The sequence below is a fragment of the Haloarcula sp. HT12 genome (assembly GCF_055271655.1).
Genome location: NZ_JBUXKW010000001.1, coordinates 826,954 through 843,061, shown reverse-complemented (window position 1 = coordinate 843,061; position 16,108 = coordinate 826,954). Strand labels below are relative to the sequence as shown.

At 66.3% G+C, this 16,108-nt stretch carries 23 protein-coding genes; 13 read left to right on the top strand and 10 right to left on the bottom strand.

The genetic code is table 11. The features are described from left to right. Positions 1–108 precede the first annotated feature (108 nt). A complete protein-coding gene (locus tag ACY9XZ_RS04505) occupies positions 109–345 on the top strand; it encodes a hypothetical protein (RefSeq protein WP_463455858.1) in 237 nt (78 codons plus the stop codon). 135 nt (positions 346–480) lie between these two features. On the opposite strand, the gene ACY9XZ_RS04500 is transcribed toward ACY9XZ_RS04505, so the two are convergent. The 5 genes from ACY9XZ_RS04500 to ACY9XZ_RS04480 form a co-directional block, all read right to left on the bottom strand. Then, on the bottom strand, positions 481–927 hold the full coding sequence (locus ACY9XZ_RS04500; protein ID WP_463455857.1) for an RDD family protein: 447 nt from the start codon (positions 925–927) through the stop codon (positions 481–483). A 58-nt stretch (positions 928–985) separates the two neighbouring features. Then, complete coding sequence (gene ribB / locus ACY9XZ_RS04495) at positions 986–1,660, bottom strand: 3,4-dihydroxy-2-butanone-4-phosphate synthase (protein WP_463455856.1); 675 nt, start codon at positions 1,658–1,660, stop codon at positions 986–988. Then, positions 1,647–2,345, bottom strand: coding sequence for a DUF120 domain-containing protein (locus ACY9XZ_RS04490; protein WP_463455855.1), 699 nt, complete (start codon positions 2,343–2,345; stop codon positions 1,647–1,649). The genes ribB and ACY9XZ_RS04490 overlap by 14 nt, the downstream gene beginning before the upstream one ends. Before the next feature lie 375 nt (positions 2,346–2,720). Then, entirely contained in the window at positions 2,721–3,701 is a 981-nt protein-coding gene (twy1, locus tag ACY9XZ_RS04485) for a 4-demethylwyosine synthase TYW1 (RefSeq protein ID WP_463455854.1), read from the bottom strand. An 85-nt stretch (positions 3,702–3,786) separates the two neighbouring features. Next, positions 3,787–3,924 carry a hypothetical protein gene (locus tag ACY9XZ_RS04480; RefSeq protein ID WP_004964745.1) on the bottom strand — a complete coding sequence of 46 codons (138 nt, stop codon included), beginning with the start codon at positions 3,922–3,924 and terminating at the stop codon, positions 3,787–3,789. A gap of 145 nt (positions 3,925–4,069) precedes the next feature. Between ACY9XZ_RS04480 and ACY9XZ_RS04475 the strand changes: the two genes are divergently transcribed. Continuing rightward, positions 4,070–4,237, top strand: coding sequence for an FmdB family zinc ribbon protein (locus ACY9XZ_RS04475; protein WP_463455853.1), 168 nt, complete (start codon positions 4,070–4,072; stop codon positions 4,235–4,237). A gap of 30 nt (positions 4,238–4,267) precedes the next feature. On the opposite strand, the gene ACY9XZ_RS04470 is transcribed toward ACY9XZ_RS04475, so the two are convergent. Next, the gene (locus ACY9XZ_RS04470; protein ID WP_463455852.1) at positions 4,268–4,840 is read right to left on the bottom strand and encodes a peroxidase-related enzyme; all 573 of its coding nucleotides are present in this window, start codon (positions 4,838–4,840) and stop codon (positions 4,268–4,270) included. A gap of 148 nt (positions 4,841–4,988) precedes the next feature. Here ACY9XZ_RS04470 and ACY9XZ_RS04465 point away from each other — a divergent pair, with 148 nt between their 5' ends. After that, positions 4,989–5,462: a DUF6789 family protein gene (locus ACY9XZ_RS04465; protein WP_463455851.1), complete on the top strand. Its 474-nt coding sequence runs from the start codon at positions 4,989–4,991 to the stop codon at positions 5,460–5,462. A 10-nt stretch (positions 5,463–5,472) separates the two neighbouring features. Here the strand turns inward: ACY9XZ_RS04465 and ACY9XZ_RS04460 are convergent, their stop codons facing one another. Then, the gene (locus ACY9XZ_RS04460) at positions 5,473–5,997 is read right to left on the bottom strand and encodes a helix-turn-helix domain-containing protein (protein ID WP_463455850.1); all 525 of its coding nucleotides are present in this window, start codon (positions 5,995–5,997) and stop codon (positions 5,473–5,475) included. Positions 5,998–6,141: 144 nt separating this feature from the next. On the opposite strand from ACY9XZ_RS04460, the gene ACY9XZ_RS04455 reads away from it, so the two are divergent. The 5 genes from ACY9XZ_RS04455 to ACY9XZ_RS04435 all read left to right on the top strand — a co-directional run bounded on the left by ACY9XZ_RS04455 (position 6,142) and on the right by ACY9XZ_RS04435 (position 9,967). Continuing rightward, positions 6,142–6,519, top strand: a complete 378-nt coding sequence (locus ACY9XZ_RS04455) for a NifU family protein (protein WP_463455849.1) — start codon at positions 6,142–6,144, stop codon at positions 6,517–6,519. 120 nt (positions 6,520–6,639) lie between these two features. After that, a complete protein-coding gene (locus ACY9XZ_RS04450) occupies positions 6,640–7,185 on the top strand; it encodes a CDP-2,3-bis-(O-geranylgeranyl)-sn-glycerol synthase (RefSeq protein ID WP_463455848.1) in 546 nt (181 codons plus the stop codon). Between the two features lie 102 nt (positions 7,186–7,287). Continuing rightward, a complete protein-coding gene (gene hemC / locus ACY9XZ_RS04445) occupies positions 7,288–8,442 on the top strand; it encodes a hydroxymethylbilane synthase (RefSeq protein ID WP_463455847.1) in 1,155 nt (384 codons plus the stop codon). Beyond that, positions 8,439–9,200 carry a uroporphyrinogen-III C-methyltransferase gene (cobA, locus tag ACY9XZ_RS04440; RefSeq protein ID WP_463455846.1) on the top strand — a complete coding sequence of 254 codons (762 nt, stop codon included), beginning with the start codon at positions 8,439–8,441 and terminating at the stop codon, positions 9,198–9,200. Before hemC ends, cobA begins: the two co-directional genes overlap by 4 nt. Further along, complete coding sequence (locus tag ACY9XZ_RS04435) at positions 9,200–9,967, top strand: uroporphyrinogen-III synthase (RefSeq protein ID WP_463455845.1); 768 nt, start codon at positions 9,200–9,202, stop codon at positions 9,965–9,967. Before cobA ends, ACY9XZ_RS04435 begins: the two co-directional genes overlap by 1 nt. Before the next feature lie 33 nt (positions 9,968–10,000). Here the strand turns inward: ACY9XZ_RS04435 and ACY9XZ_RS04430 are convergent, their stop codons facing one another. Continuing rightward, positions 10,001–10,726 carry a PspA/IM30 family protein gene (locus tag ACY9XZ_RS04430; protein ID WP_463455844.1) on the bottom strand — a complete coding sequence of 242 codons (726 nt, stop codon included), beginning with the start codon at positions 10,724–10,726 and terminating at the stop codon, positions 10,001–10,003. Between the two features lie 216 nt (positions 10,727–10,942). Between ACY9XZ_RS04430 and ACY9XZ_RS04425 the strand changes: the two genes are divergently transcribed. The 5 genes from ACY9XZ_RS04425 (at position 10,943) to ACY9XZ_RS04405 (ending at position 14,006) form a co-directional block, all read left to right on the top strand. Beyond that, positions 10,943–11,197, top strand: a complete 255-nt coding sequence (locus ACY9XZ_RS04425; RefSeq protein ID WP_463455843.1) for a hypothetical protein — start codon at positions 10,943–10,945, stop codon at positions 11,195–11,197. 4 nt (positions 11,198–11,201) lie between these two features. Continuing rightward, complete coding sequence (locus tag ACY9XZ_RS04420; RefSeq protein ID WP_463455842.1) at positions 11,202–11,759, top strand: hypothetical protein; 558 nt, start codon at positions 11,202–11,204, stop codon at positions 11,757–11,759. 94 nt (positions 11,760–11,853) lie between these two features. Next, positions 11,854–13,317, top strand: a complete 1,464-nt coding sequence (locus tag ACY9XZ_RS04415; protein WP_463455841.1) for a DHHA1 domain-containing protein — start codon at positions 11,854–11,856, stop codon at positions 13,315–13,317. A 95-nt stretch (positions 13,318–13,412) separates the two neighbouring features. Beyond that, positions 13,413–13,646: a hypothetical protein gene (locus ACY9XZ_RS04410; RefSeq protein ID WP_424327417.1), complete on the top strand. Its 234-nt coding sequence runs from the start codon at positions 13,413–13,415 to the stop codon at positions 13,644–13,646. A gap of 42 nt (positions 13,647–13,688) precedes the next feature. Beyond that, entirely contained in the window at positions 13,689–14,006 is a 318-nt protein-coding gene (locus ACY9XZ_RS04405; protein WP_463455840.1) for a DUF5783 family protein, read from the top strand. A 79-nt stretch (positions 14,007–14,085) separates the two neighbouring features. Here the strand turns inward: ACY9XZ_RS04405 and ACY9XZ_RS04400 are convergent, their stop codons facing one another. Both ACY9XZ_RS04400 and ACY9XZ_RS04395 read right to left on the bottom strand, forming a co-directional pair. Next, on the bottom strand, positions 14,086–15,132 hold the full coding sequence (locus tag ACY9XZ_RS04400) for a DUF4350 domain-containing protein (RefSeq protein ID WP_463455839.1): 1,047 nt from the start codon (positions 15,130–15,132) through the stop codon (positions 14,086–14,088). Position 15,133: 1 nt separating this feature from the next. After that, entirely contained in the window at positions 15,134–16,060 is a 927-nt protein-coding gene (locus ACY9XZ_RS04395; RefSeq protein ID WP_463455838.1) for a S49 family peptidase, read from the bottom strand. Between the last annotated feature and the right edge of the window lie 48 nt (positions 16,061–16,108).

Genomic DNA, 16,108 nt, shown 5'->3' with positions numbered 1-16,108 from the left:
TTAAGAGTGTTGACGGTCGACTCGCGGGCCTTTGCTTTCGGGGGACCGGACAGCGTCGGGTGCCCGAGTGAGTAAACACTATACCGACCACAATCGTGTGGCTCCGGTATGTCAGAGCCCGCTCTGCAACGGTCTCTCCACCGGGGTGTCGCGATGCTGCTGGTCCTGCTGGGACTGCTCCTTATCCAGATAGCGGTCGTCACGCGAAACCTATCCGGCGTCGTCGAATCGCCGCTTCCCGGCATTTCCCGGACAGTCGGGACTGTTGTCGTCGTCGGTGCAGGTCTGTATCTCCTCGCGAGCGTCGCGCGACAGGTGTACAGGGCGGCCGACACTCCCTTCTAACGCGTCACGGAGCGCGGTCTCAAAACCAGTCATCGGCTGCCTCGTCTTCCGTTCAAGTACTGCGAAGCGGCGGTCCGTCCCGCCGTCGACTTCCATCTACAGCCGTGACTTCGTTCCGGGAGTCCGACCCCTGCCTCACATCGCACTCCCGGTTTCGCCGGCACGGACGACGACGGTATCCGCGACGATATCGCCGACTCGCTGCTTGCGATCCGTGACGAGCATGGCGACGAAGCCGATCAGATAGAACGCCGGTAAGGCGTCAACGATTCGCAAGAGGGTTCTGATCGCCGCCGGCCCGTAGTCGATTGGCCCGCCGTCCTCGGTCACGACGACGATGTCGAGGGCCATCTTGCCGATGGTCTGCCCGTACGTCCCCTCGAAGTAAATGTAGTACCCGAACCCGATTATGAGTCCGAAGAGGTTCCCGAGCACTCCGAGTCGAATCTGCCCGAGGACGCCGATGATGGCTGTCGAGACGACTCCGATAAGCACTACGTCGATTAGTATCGCGACAACGCGTCGCCAGATCACGTCGCCCTCAGTACCCATCTCGGGCTGTGGGCGTTCGAACCAGGCCATACTCACTGACTGACACGGGTCTGATATAAACCCACGCCAGGCTCCGCTTCGGACTCCGTTACTCGAACCGCTCCAGCAGACTGGCGCCTTCGACGTACACCAGTCCTTCGCGCTCGGCGTATGCCCGTGCTGCTGCTGGGGGTAGCGCTGCGCCGGTTTCGTCGTCCAGCATCTCACAGACGACGGCGGCTTCGGGCAGATCGGCCGCTGCCGCGAGCGCGAGCGCGAGTTCGGTGTGCCCTTCGCGGTCGGCCAGGCCGTCCGGGGCCGCCCGGAGCAGGTGGACGTGGCCCGGGGACCGGAACGCTTCGCTGAACGCGTCGGGGTCCGGGTCCCCCGCGATGGCGGCCAGTTCCCGGATCGTCAGCGAGCGGTCGTCGTCGGTGATACCGGTGAAGGTGTCGCGGTGGTTCACCGTCAGCGAAAAGGAGGAGCGCTCGTCGTACGCGAGGTCGTGGTCGGCCGCAGTCGGGTGATCGAGGACCTCCTGCATGAACGGCAGTTCCAGCGCGTCGGCGACGCGGTCCGAGAGGGCGACACAGACGAGACCGCCGGCGTCGTTTCGCATGCGAGCGACGGCTTCGGGGGTGACAGCGCCGGCCGGGTAGACGAGGTCCGTCTCGCCCTCGCGGTCGGCGGCGTCGTGGACCAGCACCGGCTCGCCGCGGGCGAACGCCGCGACGGCGTCGGCCACGCTGTCGGCGTCGACGGTGGCGTCCTCACTCCGAGACATGCACGATCACCTCGTCCCCGTCAGCCAGTTCCAGCACCTCACGGAGCTTCTCCGGTGCGATCACTTCGAGTTGCTCCTCGCCGTGGTGGGTCCGCTCGGGCGCGATGACGTGGGCCGGCTCGTACTCGCCGTCGCTGCCCTCTATCGAGGCGGGGTAGCAGTACGCGGGGCCGTAGGTCCGCTCGTCGTCCTCCCAGCCCTCGATGGTGACCGGCTCGATGGCGCTCATCCGCGCCCGCTTGCGGACGCTCTCGGCCGTGAGTTCGAGATTGAGCGTGCCCGCGAACGGCTCGTACCCCAGCCGCTCGATGAACTGCTCCATGTAGCCCGGCAGCGTGATGTAGTGGCGACCCTCGCCCATCCCCGAGGTGACGACGCCGGTCAGATCGACGCTGGCGTCGGCCTCGAAGATCCGGCGGTAGTCGGCGTATTCAGATTGGAGGCGGCGCTCCCCGTCCCCGGTCAGTTCGACCTCCTGTCCGTCGCTAACGATGTTTCGGGCCAACAGCCCGGCGTCTTCGAGCCGCTGGAGCCGCCGCGAGGCGGTCTGGTTCGAGGCGTCCAGCCGGTCTCCGAGGTCGGCACAGGACACCTTCGTCGACTCGTCGAGCGCACCGTCGAGGGCGAGCAGTTTCAGCGTCGCCAGCTCGTCCCGACCGACGCCCTGTCCCGTTGATTCAGCCATGCAGTCAGGTATGGATTCCCGCCGGATAAGCATACCGAAGGTGGAATGCGTTCCACTTTTGGAACAGCAAAAAACTGGTGTAGGGTTGGTAGCAGAAGCGCGTCTTACGGTCCGTCACGAACACAATTTAAACCGCTGCCTAACACGTTCCGTCTCATCACACTGCTGTGATCGTGCTTCTCTGACGCCCGTTGCAGCTAGTATTCCACGAGCGGGTCCTGTTCCCGAGACCACCTTTTTCCGCTTCGGGTGCGCTCCGCGCACCACTCGCGCAAAAACGTGGTCTTGCTGAGCGAAGCGAAGCAAGGCTCGAAAGATGAGCGCAGCGTGTCTTTCGGTGGCAAAAAAACGGCTCGCTTTGCTCGCCGTCACGTTTCAGTAGTCCACGAGCGCGTCCTGTTCCCAGAACTCGCTCGACTTCTCCAGTTTCGGGACCCAGGTGTTCTCGTTCTCGGCCAGCATCGCCACGCGGGAGTCCTCGACCTCTTTCAGCACGTCGTGATCTGGGAGGTACTCGCCCATCTCCTGTGTGAACGCCCGGACCTCGCTGTGGTCGGGCATCGAGTCACGGTCGAGGCGGCCCCGCGAGTGGCCGACGTGCATGTACGCCTTCATCTCGACGAAGTCCGCGTCGGCCCGGTCACACATCGCCGCGTACCACTCGGGGTGGTGCATGTTGTGGCCCTTGACCAGCGTCGTCCGGATGACGGTGCGGGTGTCGTCTTTCGCGGCCAGTACGTCCAGCGTGTCGATCAGCGACTCCCAGGCGTCGTCCTCCATCGCCTGCACCGTCGAATCGAACGTCCCCCGGTCGGCAGCGTCGACGGAGACGTACAGTTGCGTGGGGTCACACCGCGCCAGCATCTCCGTGTTCGTGCCGTTGGAGACAAGGAACGTGGTGATGTCGCGGTCGTGGAACTCCTCGATGAGTTCCGGCAGGTGCGGATAGAGGGTTGGCTCGCCGTCCAGCGAGATGGCGACGTGACGCGGTTCCATCGCCTGGTCGAACACCTCGCGGGGCACCTCGTCGTTGCCGCCGAAGCCAGACAACAGTTTCCGCTGGAGTTCGACGGAGGCGTCGGCGACCGCCGCGGGGTCGTCCCACTCCACGTCGCCGAGCTCGTAGGCGTGGCCGGCGTGGTCGCGCCAGCAGAACACGCACCGCTCGTTGCATTTGACGACTGGTGTCATCTGGATGCAGCGGTGGGACTCGATACCGTAGAAAATGTATTTGTAGCACTTCCCCTCCCCGCGCAGAGCGTTTTTCGTCCAGCCGCAGGTCTGGGCGGCCGTATGGTTCTCGCTGTGGTAGGCCGGGTCCGAGACCTGCTTCGGACCGCCGTCGGCGTCACTCATTGCTGTCGGCTTCAACAGCCAGCGGCAAAAACTCCCGGATGTTGCGCGTCAGCCACGATACCTGGACTGTGGTGTGCGTGCCGGCTTACGTCAGCTTGACGATGGGGTTGCTCATGTGGTGGCCGACGACGTTGCCGTTCTCCATGATCCGGTCGTAGCCGTCGTCGTCGACTTCGATTCGGGTCTCGCTGTCCTTCTGCATCAGGTAGAGTGTTTTGTTCATACACCTGTGGATGCCCCTGATAGGCAAGACCCGAACTACTAGGTGTATAGGTACGCGCTGTGATGTACCCTATATGTATCAAACCCCGCCGAAGATGTATCTCAGCCGGAAGATTTTGGGGGCTGCGGTTAGTGAGTACACTAGTATGGGAGTGCTTGACACAGTCTCCGAGCTGTTCGGCTCCGGGGACCATCACTACAGGTTCCGCTGTGACGACTGCGGGACCGAGTTCGCACAGCGCGCGGCGGCGGTCGAGGACCTGACCTGTCCGGAGTGTGGCGCTGAAACGGTGCGGCCGGCCGAGGCGGCCTGAGTCGGAGCGCGGTCGGCACGCGGCCGCCCCTCAGCGGCCCAGGTCGTAGAACTCGTCGTTCGGGCGGATGTCGGCGAGCTGTGCCAGGCGGTTCGAGAGGTTGAAGAAGGCGGCGACGCTGCCGATGTCCCAGATCGCCCGGCGGCTGTAGCCGTGTTCCTCCAGCCGTTCGAGGTCCTCCTCCTCGATACGGGCGGGCGATTCGGTCAGTTTCACCGCGAAGTCGAGCATCGCCTTGTGGGTCTCGTTGATATCGGCCGTCCGGTGGTTCGCGGCGACCTGCTCGGCGAGTTTCGGCGCGTCGGCGTAGATACGCAGGAGCGCGCCGTGGGCGACGATGCAGTAGAGGCAGTCGTTGACGCCGCTGACGGCGACGATTATCATCTCGACTTCCTCCCGTTCCAGTTCCGTCTCCTCGACTAGCGCGTCGTGATACGCGAAAAACGCCCGGAAATGCGAGGGCCGATACGCCATCGCCGGGAAGATGTTCGGCGTGAAGCCGGCGCGGTCAGTCTCTTCCGCGATACGGTCTTGTAGGTCCTCGGGGAGGTCGTCGATATCGGGCGTCTCGAACCGAGCCATCACTGTGTCTGAGTCTGCCATACTACCTGTCCGTCCGGTCCCGGCTTGAAAGTTGGTTACCTGTCTAGTCATGGCCAACGAGAGCCGGTGTATAGCTCTTGCGGGGACGTGGTACGAGGTCGAACAGCCCCGCCGGCGCTTTTGACACCCGTGGTGATCTTTCGGATGCATGTCAACGACGACAGAAACGACCCAGACGTACGACTTCGGTACCGGAAACTGGAAAGCGGGTGTGCTCGGCGGCATCGCCGGGAGCGCCGTCATGGGCGCGCTGATACTGGTGATGAACCCCCCGACGCTTGCCGTTGCTATCCCCTCCCTGTACGGGCTCGCGCCGCCGCCGAGTCCGGGGGCTGGCCTCGTCGTCCACCTTTCGCACGGCGCGGTGATGGGCGTGATGTTCGCCGGACTGGCAAGTCTGCTGAACGCGGAGTCGTCCGGAAAACTGCTCGGCCTCGGTGTCGGCTGGGGCGTCGTCACGTGGGCCGTCTTCGCGGCGCTCGTGATGCCGGTCTGGCTCAGTGTCGTCGGCTCGCCGGCCTCGCCGCCGTTTCCGAACTTCGCGCCCCCGTCGCTGCTGTGGCACGTCGTCTACGGCGTCGTTCTCGGCGGCGTTTACGCGGTGACGGCGGACCGGCTCTGACGCTCCACCCTCATTGCTCCTGAAACACGGTCCACTGCCGCTCGTCGGTCTCGGCGTCGGCTATCGACTCGACCTTCTCGCGCTGTAAGTCGCCCAACTGCGCCGTTGCCAGCCGAACCCACGACAGGAACTCCCCACGGAGCCGCTCTCTGACTATTTCGGGCGGCTGCGGCGTGTACACGTACACGTGACCGCCTTCGGGTCTGATGCGCCGTCGCTTCTCGACGACGCCGAGGTCGGCGAGGTGGTTGAGATGCCGCGCGACGACGCTCCGGTCGTAACCGATCTGCTCGGCCAGTTCCGTCACGGTCAGCTCACCGCCTTCCATTACGCAGAGACAGACATCTAGCTCGGTGCCGGACATGTCGAAGACGGTCTGTAGCAGGGTTTCGAGAGAGGGCTCCTCGACGGCTGTGTCCGTCGTCTCGACCGCCGCCATCGGCGCTTCACAGCAGTTCGGGCGGTTGTGTCCGATGCCGACGCCGTCGCAGGTGTCACACTCGAACAGCCGCGTCTCGTCAGCGGGAGGTGTCATGTGACGGTCTACTCCTCCCGCCCGTAGAAGCTTCAGGTGTGTTTGGGGTAACTGACACGCGTGCCCGCGGACCGCGTCTTGCGCCCCGTGATATAGATGTTAGTCCAAAGGTCTAAGCCCTCCCGGGACCGAATACGACTCACTATGAGTACCGAGACAGAGGACGGCGGAGACGAGCTTCGAGAGCGAATCACAAACTTCCTGCGCCGCAACTTCCCCCAGATCCAGATGCACGGCGGGAGCGCGGCCATCGAGGAGATCGACCGCGAGGAAGGCAGCGTCACGATCCGCCTCGGCGGCGCCTGTTCCGGCTGTGGCATCTCGCCGATGACCATCCAGGCCATCAAGACGCGCATGACCAAGGAGATCCCGGAGATCAACGAGGTCACCGCCCGAACCGGGATGGACCAGCAGGAAGGCATGGCCGGCGGCAGCGGCGGCATGAGCCCCTCCTTCCCCGGCGAGTCCCGCGGCGGCGACGTCGGCGGCGACGAAGACGAAGGCCCCGAAGCGCCGTTCTGAGGCCAGCTTTCTCCGTTTTTTGAACGTGGCTAGCCGCAGGTGTGGAAGCGTCCGTGTGGGTCGCCGGTGCTGCACCAGCGAGTCACACAGATTAAGACGACGGGGGCAGACGGCGGGGATATGGAGACGGTCGACACTGTCGTCTGGGCGCTGTGGGCGATGTTGCCGGCGTACATCCCGAACAACGCCGCGGTTCTCGCCGGTGGCGGCAGACCGATAGACGGCGGCCGAACGTGGGGCGGGCGGCGGGTGCTCGGCGACGGCAAGACGTGGCGCGGGACGCTGATCGGAACCGCCGCCGGGACGTTGCTCGCGCTCGGACTGACGCAGATCGCGCCCAGCGTGAGCGCCGCGCTGGGAGTCGACCTCCCCACGTTTCCGGTCCGTGCGGGGCTGGGACTCGCCTTCGGTGCGATGCTCGGTGACATCGGCGCATCCTTCCTCAAACGCCGAACTGGCCGGGAGCGCGGGGCGGCGTTCCCCGGGCTGGACCAGCTGGATTTCGTCGTCGGGGCGTTGCTCTGTGCGTTCGTGGCCGCGCCGTCGTGGTTCACCGAGACGTTCACGCTCCCGGTGCTGGTCGTCGTCGTCGTCGCGACGCCGGTGTTACACGTCGTCACCAACGGCATCGCCTACCTGCTCGGCCTGAAAAACGAGCCGTGGTGAGGCGTTAGCAGGGGGCCGGACCGCTCAACGACGCGGGGTCGGGAGTGGCCACGGAACCGACGAAGAAGTGCGTTTTTACGCGCTGACCGTGGAGTGTCGGGTATGACAACACGCGGGGAGACACTGCGACTGGCGACGCGGGGTTCGGACCTCGCGTTACGCCAGGCGGAGACGGTCCGGGACAGGCTGTCGAGCCGCCGGCTCTCGGTCGAACTCGTCGAGGTGGAGACGACGGGCGACCAGATCCGGGACGAACTCATCCACCGGCTGGGCAAGACCGGCGCGTTCGTCCGGAGCCTCGACGAGAAGGTGCTCGACGGCGAACTCGACGCGGCGGTCCACTCGATGAAGGACATGCCGACCGAGCGACCGGAGCGTCTCGTCGTCGCGGGGGTCCCCGAGCGGGCCGCCGCCGAGGACGTGCTGGTGACCCCGGATGGCCGCTCGCTCGACGAACTGCCGGAAGGCGCGACCGTCGGCACGTCGAGCCTGCGACGCAAGGCGCAGTTGCTCGCCGAGCGCGACGACCTCACCGTCGAACCGCTTCGGGGCAACGTCGACACGCGCATCGCGAAGCTGCTGGCCCCGTCGCTCCAGCAGGAACACCAGGAGCGCCACGAGGCCGAACAGGAGCGCAAGGGCAACGCCGGCGACCCCGACACCGACGAGGACGAGGAACACCCCTACGACCGCACCGTCGAGGAGTGGTTCGACGACCTCACCGAGTTCGAGCGGCGGGCGATGGAGCGGGACCCGGACACCGAATACGACGCCATCGTGCTGGCGAAGGCGGGTCTCCACCGGGCCGGCCTCACGCGTTACGTCGGCATGTCCGACCTCGACCCCGACCGGTTCGTGCCGGCTCCGGGACAGGGGGCGCTGGCGGTAACCGCCGTCGACGGCGACCTCGCGCTGGACATCAAAGACCGGCTGGACGACCCACAGACCCGCGTCGAGACGACCGTCGAGCGGACGATCCTCGAAGAGCTCGGCGGCGGCTGTGTCGCACCTATCGGCGTCCACGCCCACCTGGAAGGCGGCGTGATCCACACGCGAGTGCGCGTGCTCTCACAGGACGGCACGGAGGAGGTCTCGGTCGGCCGCGACGTTCCGGCCGAGCGCCACATCGACGCGGCACAGGACCTCGCGGCCGAACTCGCCGAGCAGGGCGCTGACGACCTCATCGCCGAGGCCAAGCGGGACTCGACAGGAGCTGACGACGACGCATCGACGGCGCGGGAGGAAGACGAAGAATGACCGACGCCGCGCCCGGCAAAGTGTACCTGGTCGGCTCCGGCCCCGGCGACCCCGACCTGCTGACAGTCAAGGCAAAGCGCTTGCTGGAGGAGGCCGACGTGGTGTTACACGACAAGCTCCCCGGCCCCGAAATTATCGGGATGATTCCCGAGGAGAAACGCGAGGACGTGGGCAAGCGCGCCGGCGGCGAGTGGACGCCACAGGAGTACACGAACGCCCGGCTGGTCGAACTGGCCGAGGACGGCAACACGGTCGTTCGGCTGAAAGGCGGCGACCCGACGGTGTTCGGCCGCGGCGGCGAGGAACTGGCTCACCTCGCGGACAACGGGATTCCGGTCGAGATCGTCCCCGGCATCACGAGCGCAATCGCCGGCGCGGAAGCTGCTGGTATTCCGGTCACGCACCGCGATTACACCTCCTCGGTCTCTTTCGTCACCGGCCACGAGGACCCCACGAAAGACGAGTCGGCCGTCGACTGGGACGCGCTCGCGGCGACCGGCGGCACGCTCGTCGTCCTGATGGGCGTCGGCAAGCTGCCCCAGTACACCGAGGCACTGCGCGAAGCGGGGATGGACCCCGACACGCCCGTGGCGCTCATCGAGCGAGCGACCTGGCCCGACCAGCAGGTCGCCACCGGGACGCTGGAAACCATCGTTTCGGTCCGCGATGCGGCCGATATCGAACCCCCCGCCATCACCGTCATCGGCGAGGTGGCCGGCGAGCGCGAGCGGGTAGTGGAGTTCCTGGAGGGGTACTGATGCGCGAGGAACCGCGCCTCCGCGTGGCCGCCTTCCGCCCAGCCGACGACCGACTCGATAGCGCGGTCGAACTGCTGGAATCGCTCGGCGCCGATCCCGTGCCCGACCCCATGCTGGCGGTCGAATCAGCCACCGAGGGGGATGATCCGGTCACGCCGCGTACCGACGCCGACTTCGTGGTGCTGACGAGCAAAACCGGCGTCGAACTCGCCGCCGAGACCGGCTGGGGTCCCGGCGAGGCGACGGTGTGTGCCATCGGCCAATCGACCGCCGAGGCGCTCCACGAAGCCGGCTACGGCGTCGACGTCATCCCCGCGGAGTACTCCTCGACGGGACTGGTCGAGGCGCTGGCCGACGCGGTCGACGGCGCGAAAGTGGAGGTCGCTCGGTCGGACCACGGCTCGGCGGTCCTGACCGACGGGCTGGAAGCCGCCGGCGCGTACGTCCACGAAACCGTGCTGTACCGGCTAGTCCGGCCGGCGGGATCGGGCGAGTCCGCGGAGCTGGCAGCCAGCGGCGACCTCGACGCCGCACTGTTCACCTCCTCGCTCACGGTCGAGCACTTCCTCGATGCGGCCGCCGAGCGCGGCGTCCGCGAGGCCGCCATCGACGGGCTGAACGAGGCGACTGTCGGCGCAATCGGCGAACCGACGCGGGAGACGGCCGAGGACGCCGGCATCTCGGTCGACGTCGTTCCCGAGCAGGCCGACTTCGAGGCGCTGGCCTGCGAGGCCGTCGAGGCGGCCGCTCCGACACATCACGAATAACGGCTCTGGTGTGGCTTCGGCGGCGCTGCGCGGCTACTCTGCGGCTTCTTCGACGGCTTCGCGCTGGTCCATCTCGGCCCGCAGCGTTGCCAGTTCGTTCTCGACGGCCCGCTCGCTGGAGAGGCGGTCGAGCTCCTGGTCGATGGAGTCGCCCTCGTCGAGCACGGACTCGAGCTGGCCGCTTTCTTCGAGTTCCTCCAGCGCGGCCGCGCGCGCTTCCATCTGCTCGGTGCGCTCCGTCGCGCGTTCGATGGAGCGGTGCACGTCGGCCATCGTATCGCCAGCGCCGGTAAACGCCTCCGAGACCCGGGCCGACGCCTCGGCGGCCTGGTAGCGGGCTTTCATCGTCTCCTTTTTCGTGCGGAACTGCTCTATCTGGCTGCTGAGTTCGGCCCGCTTGCCGACCAGCCGGTCCTGTGTCTCCTGCAGGTCGTCTATCTGGCCCGTCAGCTCCGTGATCTGGCTGACGTTGATCTGCTTCTTTTCCAGCGCCCGTCGCGCGAGGTCGTCGCGCCCTTCCTGCAGGGCGGCCCGGGCCTGGGAGTCGTGTTTCTCGACGTTGGACCGCAGCCGCTGGCGGTGTATCTCCAGGCGCTTCTTCTGGGTCGTCACGTCGGCGATACCGCGGGTCACGTCCTGGAGTTCGTCCCGCATCTGTTCGTAGGAGTAGTCCAGCTCCGCCGCCGGGTCCGCCGTCCGGTTGAGCAGGGCGTTGAGCTTGGCGCGGATCGCAAACGCGAACCGTCCGAGCAGACTCATCGCGCTCGCTCCGGTCGGCAGGTAGCTCGAAACGATTCCGACTGCGGGTCGATCATGACAACACGCATGTACTCTCGTATGACTGATACCATTATAATAACAGGGTGCCATTCGGTTTAATACTGGTTTAATCGCGTAAAACGACGGAAACCCGCGGCTATTCGGCTTTACCGTCTGGCTACTTGATGGGGTGTAGGGACCAACGAACGGACGACGATGACACGAACCCTACTGCGCACGGTCAGCACGCTGGTGCTCGCACTGACACTCCTGACCGGGGCGGCTGCGGCCGCCCCCACGGTGGACAGTGACGACGCGACGGCCGCCATCGGCCCGCCCGGCGACCTCCCGGACCAGGTCCCTGACTTCGTCACGACTATCATCGAGCTGATCCAGGAGTTCCTCGCCGGCGGGAGCGACGGTAGCCCGGGCTCGGACGTGAGCGGGACGGAGACGGGGGGCGGTACGTAGACCGATGGACGGGAAGCTACTCGCGGTCGGCGGCGTCTTCGTGCTTTTGCTCGCCGGTGTCGGCGGAGCGTTCGTCGCCGGCCTCGGCCCGTTTCAGGGGGAGCGCAGCGGCGAGGACCCCTCGGAGTTCCCGACGGAGACCCCTGTCGACGATTCCGCAAGCGATGGCGACGACACCGGTACCGACGGCGCTACCGCCGACGGCGGCGCGGCCAGCACCCCGCCGTTCGCGTTCACCGTCGATGCTATCGAGGAGTGCAGCCGGACCTGCCGTGACGTGACCTCCACGCTGACGAACCAACAGAACAGTACGGCCGAGGACGTTACCGTCTACACGCGGATTTACGCCGGCAACTCCACCGACGGCGACGTGGTCTGGGAGGGATCCGAGGACGTCGGGACGCTCGAAGCTGACGAGTCCTACACCACGACCCGGCGCGTCGACCTGTCCTACGGCGACGCCTACGCCATCGAGCAGGAAGACGGCTGGATTACCGTCCAGACGACCGTCGAGTCGGCCGACCGGACCGTCACGCTCAGCGAGCAGCGCGATGTCACGTAGCGCGTCGGGGCACGCCGGTCCGCCAACGCGTGACCTGCCACGGCGGCCGCGCGTCTGAACGTTTTTATCCCGGAGCGCACCTATCCCCGGTACGATGACTACGACCGGCCCCGTTCCAGCGCTCGCCGACCGCGCGGCCGCCTGCGCCGACCGACTCCGGGCGGCCGACCGCGTGTTGCTGGCCTCGCATATCGACGCCGACGGGCTGACCAGCGCCGCCATCGCCACCGCGGCGCTGTCGCGGGCCGGTATCCCCGTCGAGACCGTGTTCAAGAAGCAACTCGACGCCACCGAGATAGAGAGCATCGCGGCCCGGGAGTACGACACCGTGCTGTTCACCGACTTTGGCTCGGGACAGCTCGACGTTATTTCTGAACACGTCGCCGCGGGTGATTTCGAGGCGGTCATCGCCGACCATCACCAGCCGTCGGATCCGGCCGACTGTCACGCCGATGCGGTCGTCGACACCGACGGCTACGCCGACTTCGACACCCACCTCAACCCACTGCTTGAGGGCATCAACGGCGCGTCGGAACTGTCGGGCGCGGGCGCGGCGTACGTCCTCGCCCGCGCACTCTCGACCGAGGAAACGGACAACCGCGACCTCGCCGCGCTGGCGGTCGTCGGGGCGGTCGGGGACATGCAGGCCGTCGGCGGCGAACTCGTCGGGGCCAACGCCGGCCTCGTCGAGGAGGGGATCGACGCCGACGTGCTTGCGGAGGGGACCGACCTCTCGCTGTACGGCAAGCAGACCCGGCCGCTGCCGAAACTGCTCGAGTACGCCACGGAAGTCCCGATTCCGGGCATCTCGAACGACCAGGCCGGCGCAACACGGTTCCTAGAGGGCCTCGGCCTGGACCTGAAAGCCGACGGGGAGTGGCGGACGTGGGCGGATCTCTCCGACGATGAGCGCCAGACCGTCGCCAGCGGCTTGGTCCAGCGGGCCGTCGAGCGCGGCGTGCCGGCGGACAAGATTGAGACGCTCATCGGCACGACCTACACGCTCACCGCGGAACCGCGCGGGACGGAGCTCCGGGACGCGAGCGAGTTCTCGACGCTGCTGAACGCCACGGCCCGCTACGAGCGGGCGGACGTGGGGCTGGCGGTGTGTCTCGGCGAGCGCGACGCCCCGCTGGAGCGGGCGCGAACGCTGCTGTCGAACCACCGGCGGAACCTCTCGGACGGGCTCACGCTCGTCCAGGAACGGGGCGTCACGCAGGCCGGGAACGTCCAGTGGTTCGATGCTGGCGACGCCATCCGTGAAACCATCGTCGGCATCGTCGCTGGGATGGCTCTGGGGACCGACGGCGTCGACTCGGACAAGCCCATCATCGCGTTCGCCAGCACCGACGACGCCGAGACGAAAGTGTCCTCGCGGGCAACCGGCCCGCTGGTCGGCCGGGGCGTCGATCTCTCGGTCGTGATGCGCGATGCCGCCCAGTCCGTCGGCGGCGACGGCGGCGGCCACGACATCGCGGCGGGCGCGACCATCCCCGCTGGCGAGGAATCGGCGTTCATCGAGGCGGCCGACGAGATTATCAGCGAGCAACTCTCGTAACCGAAACCCAACAAAACGAGCGGTACGCCGATTCAGCACTCGGCCGCCGGTATCAGCAATAAAAGCTATACGTCCGCTTCTCCGAACACCCCACGATGGACTCCCGGGGCCTGTTCGATATCGCACTCGTCGTCGTCGCCGGCCTGTTGGCCTACACTGAGACGTTCGGCTTCGCGAACCCGCGGACGACGCTCGAAGAGATCATCGCGGCGATTGCCGGGCTGGACATCCGCGTTTTTCTCGTCCTGGGCGGCATCTTCGGTATCTGCTTCGTCGCGTATCTCACGATGTACCTCCCCCAGAAGGACGCGCGCACGATACAACGGTGAACATCGGGCCATCTTTATCCCCGGCCCCGTACGCTTTTGCCAATGACAGAGTTCGACCCCGAGAAGTTCGAGGACAAGTACGCGAACTACTTCACGGAGCTCCAGAAGGCCTACAAGAACGCCTTCGAGCGGATGAACGACGCGTACGACTCGGAACTGGTCCACGCAATCGACCAGCAGATCCTCAACGAGTCCGAGCCGTTCTACGAGGACGGCGAGTTCAGTGTCGAACTGCCGGAGAACCCGGCCGACCGGCTCTCGGCGATCATCGTCGACGACGAGAAACTCGACGCCGTGCTCTCAGAATACGTCGACGAGATCGAGCGCGAACTGCGCCGCGTGTTCGACCTCGACGACTGACTGCGTCTGGCGGACTCCGCCAATCGCTGTCCGTTTGCTCTGTGCGATCGGTCCAGCCGAGGAACCGCGCGGTGACGCCCTATTCGTCGGGCGTCTCAGTCGCGTCCGGTGTCGGCTCTCCGGACGGTGGGACGTTGCCACCGCCTGCACCGGGGAGCGGTCCACCGGGTCGGGACTCGCCTTCGTCTGCGGTCTGTGGCGCGTCTGATGGTGATTTCTCTCCCGAAACGAGGAAATCGAGCAGGTTCCCGACCAGTTGCTCGTTGTCGGCCCGGTAGAGGAACTCCTGGGTGACGACGTTCGTGTCCCCGACAGCGACGACGTTCCCCGAACGGGTGACGACGCCGTACGTGTCCTGTCGCCGGGTCTGTGAGAGCGTCGTCTGTTCCGTCGCAGTGACGGCCACGTCACCGCCCCGGACGGGGACGGCGGCGTAGAACACCGCCCGATCGACACCCTCCGTGAGCCCCGTGTCGCTCGCCGGCGTCGCGTAGACGCTCCGGTAGTTGGTGTCGTACTCGTGCATGTTGTACAGGTAGCCGTTCCCGTACGAGAGCCCGTACTGACTCGCCAGCGGGGCCATCGGCTTGGTCACGCTGTCCGAGGCGACCGGGCTGAGAAGCCCCAGTCCGGCGGGACTCGCCTGCGATGGCTCGTTCAGCAGTAGCACGCGACCGCCGGCGTCGCTGAACGCGGCCAGGCCGTTCAGTTCGCTCTCGGTGTAACGCTGCTCCGCGCCGAGGACGACGAAGGCGTCGGCCGAACGGAGCGACTCGTTGAGCGGGCTACCGCGTTGCCGCTCGCCGACGTGGTACCGAACCGTCGCGCCGCTTTCCGTCAGGGTCGACACGAGCGGCGTGAGCGCCTCGCGGTCGATATCTCCGGCGTGGGCCACGTCGATAACGACGACCGTTCCGGACGCGTCCGCTGTCATCGAGAGGGCACCGCTCTCGTCCGCCGGGGTTGCGACGGCCTCGTCGCTGTTGAACGAGGCCGCGTTCAGTTGGGATACCTCGGGAGCCGATTGGCTCCCACCACCACCGATCACCGCGGTTCCGACGACCGCCGCGAGGACGACGACAGCGGCGAAAAAGCCCGCACGTGCGATTGCACTCGATCCCGCCATCTCAGGCACCTCCCTGTGCGCTGCTGTTGTAGACGACCTGCTGGTTCTCCGGCGTGCCGTATATCATGAGGAAGTGGACCGAGTCGACACCGCGGAACGTGTACGGCGCGTCTTCGGCAGCGACGGTAGCGTTCCCGCCGGCGTCACTCCCGCCACTGAGGAGGAGCAGTCCCTGCGGATCCGCGGGGTTGTGGTACACGACCTGGTACGCCGAGAGGTCGGCGGCTTCAGCCGCGCCGGCTATCGCGGCTTCGAGCCCACCGATTTCATCGGCGTAGCCGGTCTGGACCGCGCGGCCACCCTGATAGGCCGACGCTTCGGCGACAGTTTCACGAGACACTTCGAGCCTGTCTCCGCGCTCGGTCATGACCGCGCCGACGAAGGACCGTTTCATCGATTCGAGGCTCGCGAAGTACTCGTCGCGCGTCATGCCCCGATGGGCCTTGTCGGGCCCCGTTGTGGCGGACGAACTGAGGCCGTCACTCGGCGCGGTGCCGATGACACCGACGTGGCCGACGATACTGGCCGGCGTCACGTAGATCCGGTCGCTCGGGACCGCGGTGTAGTACGCGCCGGAGGCGGCGTACTGGTCGACGCTCGTGTACACCGGCTTCTCCGCCGAGAGCCGCTTGACGGCCAGATACATCGACTCGCTGGAGGCGGCGCTGCCGCCGGGGCTCGATACCCGGAGGACGACAGCCGCCACCGACTCGTTGCTGCGAAGCTCGCGGAGCGTCTGTATCGTCTCCTGTGAGCTGGAACTGGAAATCGTTTCGTCGATGTTCACCACAGCGACGTACTGTTCGTCGCCCTCGGCGACAGATGCCGCATACGGCACGACCGCGGCACCGATAAGAATCGCGATAACCGCAAGTACCGTGTACGACTGGAGGGCAGTTGCGACCCGTCTATCGATTGGGTTGTTCATGCGACAACACCGACCAGCTGACACGTCGAAATAATAAAGACACAGTCC